Annotated in this window: 6 protein-coding genes; 1 reads left to right on the top strand and 5 read right to left on the bottom strand. The window is 70.8% G+C overall.

From position 1 onward, the window contains the following. Positions 1–234 precede the first annotated feature (234 nt). The 5 genes from urtE to urtA all read right to left on the bottom strand — a co-directional run bounded on the left by urtE (position 235) and on the right by urtA (position 5,071). A complete protein-coding gene (urtE, locus tag ABD841_RS06265; RefSeq protein WP_344968759.1) occupies positions 235–924 on the bottom strand; it encodes an urea ABC transporter ATP-binding subunit UrtE in 690 nt (229 codons plus the stop codon). Beyond that, positions 902–1,651 (bottom strand): urea ABC transporter ATP-binding protein UrtD, encoded by a 750-nt coding sequence (gene urtD / locus ABD841_RS06260; protein WP_344968863.1) that lies wholly within the window; start codon positions 1,649–1,651, stop codon positions 902–904. The genes urtE and urtD overlap by 23 nt, the downstream gene beginning before the upstream one ends. A 122-nt stretch (positions 1,652–1,773) precedes the next feature. Then, on the bottom strand, positions 1,774–2,892 hold the full coding sequence (urtC, locus tag ABD841_RS06255; RefSeq protein WP_344968757.1) for an urea ABC transporter permease subunit UrtC: 1,119 nt from the start codon (positions 2,890–2,892) through the stop codon (positions 1,774–1,776). Further along, positions 2,889–3,755 carry an urea ABC transporter permease subunit UrtB gene (gene urtB / locus ABD841_RS06250; protein ID WP_344968755.1) on the bottom strand — a complete coding sequence of 289 codons (867 nt, stop codon included), beginning with the start codon at positions 3,753–3,755 and terminating at the stop codon, positions 2,889–2,891. The genes urtC and urtB overlap by 4 nt, the downstream gene beginning before the upstream one ends. Positions 3,756–3,883: 128 nt before the next feature. Next, positions 3,884–5,071, bottom strand: a complete 1,188-nt coding sequence (urtA, locus tag ABD841_RS06245) for an urea ABC transporter substrate-binding protein (protein WP_344968861.1) — start codon at positions 5,069–5,071, stop codon at positions 3,884–3,886. Between the two features lie 352 nt (positions 5,072–5,423). On the opposite strand from urtA, the gene ABD841_RS06240 reads away from it, so the two are divergent. Continuing rightward, complete coding sequence (locus ABD841_RS06240; protein WP_344968754.1) at positions 5,424–6,968, top strand: endonuclease/exonuclease/phosphatase family protein; 1,545 nt, start codon at positions 5,424–5,426, stop codon at positions 6,966–6,968. Positions 6,969–7,015 lie beyond the last annotated feature (47 nt).

Genomic DNA, 7,015 nt, shown 5'->3' with positions numbered 1-7,015 from the left:
GCCCCGCCGCCGGTCACGCCGGTCACCGTCGCCACCGGGCAGGGACCGGGGCTCCCGCCTGGCCCGCCACCTGAAGGGCGAGGCCCTCTCCGTCCGCGCTCCCCCGTCCGCAGGTTCCTCCGTCATGACACCCCCGGACTCTGTTTGTCAGGCAGGCTATGCCGTCCTGTGCGGCGATGGGAGGCCCTTCACCAAGAAGTGATCAAACGCCTCCCCTGGCCCGCGACGTCCGGATCAGACGGCGAGGAGGCGGTGGATCTCCTCTCCCCGGAGCTCCTCGGCGGCCCCCGAGTGGACGACGTGCCCGGCGTCGAGGATCAGGAACCGGTCGGCCAGGCGCAGCGCCAGGTCGAGGTACTGCTCGACGAGCAGGATCGCCAGGCCCGAGGCGTGCAGCCGCTCGATCGCCTCCTCTATCTCGATGATGATCGAGGGCTGGATGCCCTCGGTGGGCTCGTCCAGGATGAGCAGCCTGGGCCGGGTGACCAGGGCGCGGGCGATGGCGAGCTGCTGTTGCTGCCCGCCGGACAGGAATCCGGCGGGCCGCTTCAGCAGCGGCTTGAGGCGGGGGAAGGTCTCCAGCGCCTCCTCCAGCACCTCCGGCGGGCCGCCGGCGGCCTCCAGGGTGACCTGGAGGTTGCCCAGCACGCTCAGCTGGGGGAAGGTCTCGTGGCCCTGCGGGACGTAGGCCATGCCGAGCCGGACCCGCTCGTGTGGGGCCAGGCGCGTCACGTCGCGCCCGTCGAAGACGACCGACCCCGCGGTGGCGGGGAGAACTCCCATCACGGTGTTGAGCAGGGTGGTCTTGCCCACCCCGTTGCGGCCCATCACGCAGACCAGCCGGCCGGGCTCCACCTCCAGGGAGACCCCGAACAGCACCCGGGCCCGGCCGTAGCCCGCGTCAAGATCCCGTACCGACAGCATCGCTGCGTTTCCTCCCGAGGTAGACCTCCTGCACGCGCGGGTCCGCACGGACCTGGTCGACCGAGCCCTCGATCAGTACCTTGCCCTCGTGCAGGACCGTGACCTGCGAGGCGTACCTGCGCAGGAACTCCATGTCATGCTCGATCACGATCACCGTGTGGTCCCGCGCGACGGACGTCAGCAGCTCACCGGTGCGCTCCCGCTCGTCCTTCGACATCCCGGCCACGGGCTCGTCGAGCAGGAGCAGCCTGGGGTTCTGGGTGATCAGCATGCCGATCTCCAGCCACTGGCGCTGCCCGTGGGAGAGCACCCCGGCGGGCCGGTCGGCCAGGGACTGGAGCCCGGTGGTCTCCAGCGCCTCCGCGACCGCCGCGGAGATCCCGCGCCTGCGCCGGACGAGCGACCGGAGCGGGCTGCGGAAGGACGCCGCCAGGTCGAGGTTCTCCAGGACGGTGAGTTCCTCGAAGACCACCGAGGTCTGGAAGGTCCGGCCCACGCCGAGACGGACGATCCGGTGCTCGCGCAGCCCGACCAGGTCGCGGCCGTCGAAGAGGACCTCGCCGGTGGTGGGACGCGTCAGGCCGGTGATGACGTCGACGAGCGTCGTCTTGCCGGCGCCGTTGGGACCGATCAGGAAACGCAGCTCTCCCTGTTCGACGCTCAGGTCGATGCCGTCGATGGCCCGGAAGCCGTCGAAGACGACCGACAGCCCGCGCACCTGGAGCATCGGGCGGCCGTCTCCTCCGCCGCCGCCGACCGCAGCCGCAGCCGCAGCCGCGGTCGCGGTCGCGGTCGCGGTCGCGGTCGGGCTGTGCTCACCGGCCCGGCTGTGCTCACCGGCTCGCTCGCTCACGTGACCTCCTCCATGGCACGGATGGTGCCGGGCCCCGCGGGGCCGGGCTCGGGGGGGCCGGCGCGGCGTGCGGCCCGCCGGGCCGGCGCGTCGCGGGCCGCGGAGACCAGACCGAGGATCCCCCTGGGCGCCAGCGTCATGACGAGGATGAACAGCGCGCCCTGCAGGTAGAGCCAGCCGTCGGCGAACTGCTCGCTGAACGACGTCTTGGCGTACCCCATGACCACCGCGCCGAGGATCGCCCCGGCGAGGGCGAACCTGCCGCCCACCGCGACCGCGACGACGAGTTCGAGGGAGGGGACCACGCCCAGCAGCGCGGGCGAGATGATCCCGACGACGGGGACGAACAGCGCGCCGGCGAGCCCGGCCATGCCCGCGGAGATCACGAAGGTGACGGTCTTGACGCGGGCCGGGTCGTAGCCGAGGAACCTGACGCGGTCCTCGCCGTCCCTGACCGCGACGAGCAGGCGGCCGAACCGGCTGTTCACCAGCTGCCGGGCGCCGAGGTAGAGCAGCCCGGTCACGATCGCGACCACGAAGTAGAGGCCGCGCTGGGTGGAGTCGGCCGCCAGGTCCCGGCCGAACAGCTCGAAGAAGTTGGTCAGGCCGTTGGTGCCGCCGGTCAGGCCCTGCTGCCCGACGAGCAGGATGACGAACGCCGCGGCGAGCGCCTGGGTGAGGATGGCGAAGTACGCGCCGCGCACCCGCTGCCGGAAGACCAGCAGGCCCAGCACGGCGGCGATGAGCATCGGCCCGGCGACGACCATGAACAGCGCGAACACCGGGTTGGCGAAGGGCTTCCAGAGGGCGGGCAGCTGCTCGACCCCGCTCCAGACCATGAAGTCGGGCAGGTCTCCCCGGGCGTCCACCAGCTTCAGGTGCATGCCCATCGCGTAGCCGCCGAGACCGAAGAACACGCCCTGGCCCAGGACGAGCATGCCGCCCTGCCCCCAGGCCAGGCCGATGCCCAGGGCGACGATCGCGAAGCAGAGATACTTGGCCAGCAGGTTGAGACGGAACGGTTCCAGCAGGAGCGGCGCGACGACCAGGGCCAGGACGGCCACCGCGGCGAAGACACCGGGTCCTCGCAGGCGCGCGAGCAGTGCGGGGTTCATGTGAGGGCCCTCGATCGGACGACGAACAGTCCCTGCGGCCGGAACTGGAGGAAGGCGATGATCGCGGCGAACACGATGACCTTCGCCAGGCTCGCGTCGCTCCAGAACTCGGCGTAGGAGTTGAGCAGGCCCAGGCCCGCGGCGGCGATGACGGCGCCGCGCAGCTGTCCGAGCCCGCCGGCGACGACCACCAGGAAGGCGTCGACGATGTAGTAGGTGCCGAGCGCGGGGCCGACCGGCCCGATCAGGGTGAGGGCCACCCCTGCGACGCCGGCGAGACCGGAGCCGATGAAGAAGGTGCGCTGGTCCACCCGGCCGGTGTCGATGCCGCTGACGGCGGCGAGCTGCCGGTTCTGCATCACGGCCTGCATCCGGCGGCCCTGGCCGGTGCGGTTCATGTAGGCCCAGACGCCGACGACGGTGGCGAGCGCGAGAGCGAAGATGAAGAGCCGGTTGTACGGCAGCGGCCCCAGGCCGCCCTGGAGCCAGGTGGGCGCCTGGACCTGGACGTTGGGCGCGCCGAACAGGTCACGGGCGAGCTGCTGGAGCACCAGGCTGACGCCCCAGGTGAGCAGCAGGGTGTCGAGCGGGCGGCCGTAGAAGTGCCGGATCGCGGCCCGCTCCAGGACGAGCCCCATCAGCCCGGCGACCAGGAACGCCACCGGCAGCGCCACGATCACGGCCGTCCGGCCGGTGAGGTCCTGGAGCAGGTAGGCGGTGTAGGCCCCGGCCATGATGAACTCGCCGTGGGCCATGTTGATCACGCCCATCTGGCCGAAGGTGAACGTCAGCCCGAGGGCGATGAGGAGCAGTACGGCGCCGATGGACAGGCCGATCGGGAGCTGGTTGAGAAACGCCTCCACCGGTGTTCCCCTTCCTGGGAGGTGTGGCTCCGGGGCCGGGCCGCGCCGCGTTGTGGGCGCGTCACGGTGCTGTCCGTGATCTGGTCACGGCCCGGTCCCGGAGCCGGTCTACGGGGTCCGCGGGTGCCTCAGCCGCTGGCCAGGCCGCTCGCCCAGGGGTAACCCTTCAGGTAGGGGTCGGGCTTGATGGGCCGGCCGGAGTTCCAGACCTCCTTGATGAGCCCGTCGGGCTGGATCACACCGATCCGGGCTGTCTTGTACATGTGCTGGTTCTCGCCGTCGATGGTGACCAGGCCCTCGGGGCGCTCCAGGGCGATGCCGCCCGCCGCCTTCCGCACGGCCTCGACCTCGACGGTCCCGGCCTTCTTGACGGCCTCGGCCCAGAGGTGGACGGCGTTGTAACCGGCCTCCATCGGGTCGGAGGTCACCTTGTCGGCGCCGTACTCGGCCTTGAAGGCGGCCACGAACTTCTCGTTGGCCGGGGTCTCGGTGGTCTGGTAGTAGTTCCAGGCGACGGGGTGGCCGGCGATGTTGTCCACGCCGATGCCCTTGACCTCCTCCTCCGCGACGCTCACCGACAGGACCGGCATCTTCTCCGCGGTGACGCCGGCGCTGTTGAGCTGCTTAAAGAAGGCCACGTTGCTGTCGCCGTTGAGGGTGTTGAAGACGGCGTCGGGCTTGGCCTGGACGACCTTGTTGGTCAGCGTGCCGTACTCGGTGTGGCCGAGCGGGGTGTACTCCTCGCCGAGGATCTCCATCCCGTTGGCCGCCGCGTACGCCTTGATGATCTTGTTGGCGGTGCGGGGGAAGACGTAGTCGCTGCCGACCAGGAAGAGCTTCTTCCTGCCCTGTTCCTTGAGGTAGTCGAGGGCGGGGATGATCTGCTGGTTGGTGGTGGCGCCGGTGTAGAAGATGTACGGCGAGCTCTCCAGCCCTTCGTACTGCACCGGGTACCACAGCAGGGCCTTGCTGCGCTCGAAGACCGGCAGCATGGCCTTGCGGCTGGCGGAGGTCCAGCCGCCGAAGGTGGCGGCGACCTTGTCCTGGCGGATGAGCTTGGTGGCCTTCTCCGCGAAGGTCGGCCAGTCGGAGGCGCCGTCCTCGACGACCGGGACGAGCTTCTTGCCGAGGACGCCGCCGGCGGCGTTGATCTCCTTGATCGCGAGCAGTTCGGCGTCCCTGACGGTCACCTCGCTGATGGCCATGGTGCCGCTGAGTGAGTGCAGGATGCCCACCTTGATGCCGTCGTCACCGGCTCCGGCCGCGGCGGCACCGTCGCCGGCGGGGGCCTCGCCCCCACAGGCGGCCAGGGCCATGGCCAGTGCGGCGGCGGCCGCCGTGAAACGCCAGAGTGAATTACGCAATGGCTTCCTCCTTGCCGGTACGCGGCCCCCGCACCGAGTGAGTTGCCGTCAAGGTGACTGAGCGAGATTTCCCGCCGAGTTCGCGCTCGTTAATTGCGCCTTACCGAAACCTCACCGCCGCGACAGGGCATGGCGGTACAGACAAGTTGCGCACACCTGTACAGACAAATCAGCCTCCAGCTTGGCTGTGAGCAGCGATTCCGGGATTCGAGTGCGCGCAATCTGAACGACAGTCGTCGTACTCCGCGCCTTCACCGGGGCACTCCAGGCTTGTCCCGCCTCAACAACCACACAAGGAGCCTGGATGCGCCGGTTACTCATGGCGGCGATAGCCGTGCTGGCACTCGGCCTGGCGATCACGCCCGCCGCGGCCGAGGCGGACGGGACGCTGAACGTCGTCTCGACGTCGGTGAAGGCGGGTGAGCCGATCAACCTGACCTACTCCACCCCGCGGCCCGACCCGAAGAACTGGATCGGCCTGTACACCGACCCGGGGAACGGCCCGGTCGACGAGACCTACGTCGGCCCCTCCCTGAAGTGGGTCTACATCCCCGGCGGCTCGGGCACCGCGACGCTGCCCACCGACGGCCTCGAACCCGGTGACTACATCGTCTACGCCCTGGCCAAGGACGGCTACGCGTGGCTCGCCCGGCCCGTCACGCTGAAGATCGTCAGTTCCGAGCCGCTGCACTTCGTCAGCGACGACATCCCGCTGCGCAACGCCCGGGCGCTGAAACCGTACGCGGCGACCGTCGGGGGGCTCGTCCGCGGCGACACCGCGGGCCTGACGTTCCGCAAGGTCTCCGGGCCGCGCTGGGTGACGGTCGGCGCGGACGGCGCGATCTCCGGCATCCCGCGCGCGGCGGACGTGCTCCGCCCCGCGGCCGTGCGGGTCGAGGCGCGCAACGGCGCCGGCCAGGTCGCGTCCGCGACCGCCACGATCGAGGTCAGGGCGCCGGGCACCAAGCTGGTGCCCGAGCTCAGGGCGATGAGCTGGAACCTCTGGCACGGCGGCAGCCAGGTCAGAGGCGCCCGCGAGAAGCAGCTGAAGTTCCTGCTCGACCACGACGTGGACGTGGTGGGCATGCAGGAGACCTCCGGCACCTCCGCGAAGGAGCTCGCCGAGGCGCTGGGCTGGGACCACTTCCAGGCCGGGAGCGACCTGGGCATCGTCAGCCGCTACCCGATCACCTCGCGCGGCCCGCTGCCGTCCGCGTCGGGCCTGGCGGGGATCAACGCCAGGATCCGGATCGACGACCGGGACCGGCAGGAGGTCGTCATCTGGAACGTCCACCTCGGTTACACGCCCTACGGGCCCTACGACGCCTGCTTCGGCAAGATGACCCACGCGCAGTTGCTCGCCAACGAGACCTCCTCGAAGCGAACCCCGCAGATCACCGCGATCCTCGCCGCGATGAGGGCCGACCTCGCCGGCGCCCGCCGGACCCCGGTCCTGCTGACCGGTGACTTCAACGCCCCCTCCCACCTGGACTGGACGCCCGCGACCAAGCGCTGCGGGTACGACTCCGTGGCCTGGCCCACCTCGGTGCTGCCGGAGCGGGCGGGCCTGAAGGACTCCTTCCGCGTCGCCCACCCCGACCCGGCCGCCGTCCCCGGCACCACCTGGTCGCCCGTCTACCCGACCTTCACCGGCGGCTACGGCCACGACAGCCACAAGGGTGAGCCGGAGCCGCAGGACCGCATCGACTTCGTGCACTACGCCGGGAAGCTCCGGGTGCTGGACTCCCGCGCCCTCGTCGAGGGCACCCCGGCGCCCATCCCCGGCCACGCCGGCAACGCCTGGACCTCCGACCACGCGGCGGTTCTCAGCACCTTCCGGGTGCGCTGACCCCGCCCGGACACGCGGGCCCACCCGGGCGGCGGGAGGGCGGCCCC

The sequence above is a fragment of the Streptosporangium fragile genome (assembly GCF_039534445.1).
Classification (GTDB): Bacteria; Actinomycetota; Actinomycetes; order Streptosporangiales; family Streptosporangiaceae; genus Streptosporangium; species Streptosporangium fragile.
The sequence above is the reverse complement of the archived record's forward strand: the minus strand, read 5'-3'. Positions and strand labels throughout refer to the sequence as shown.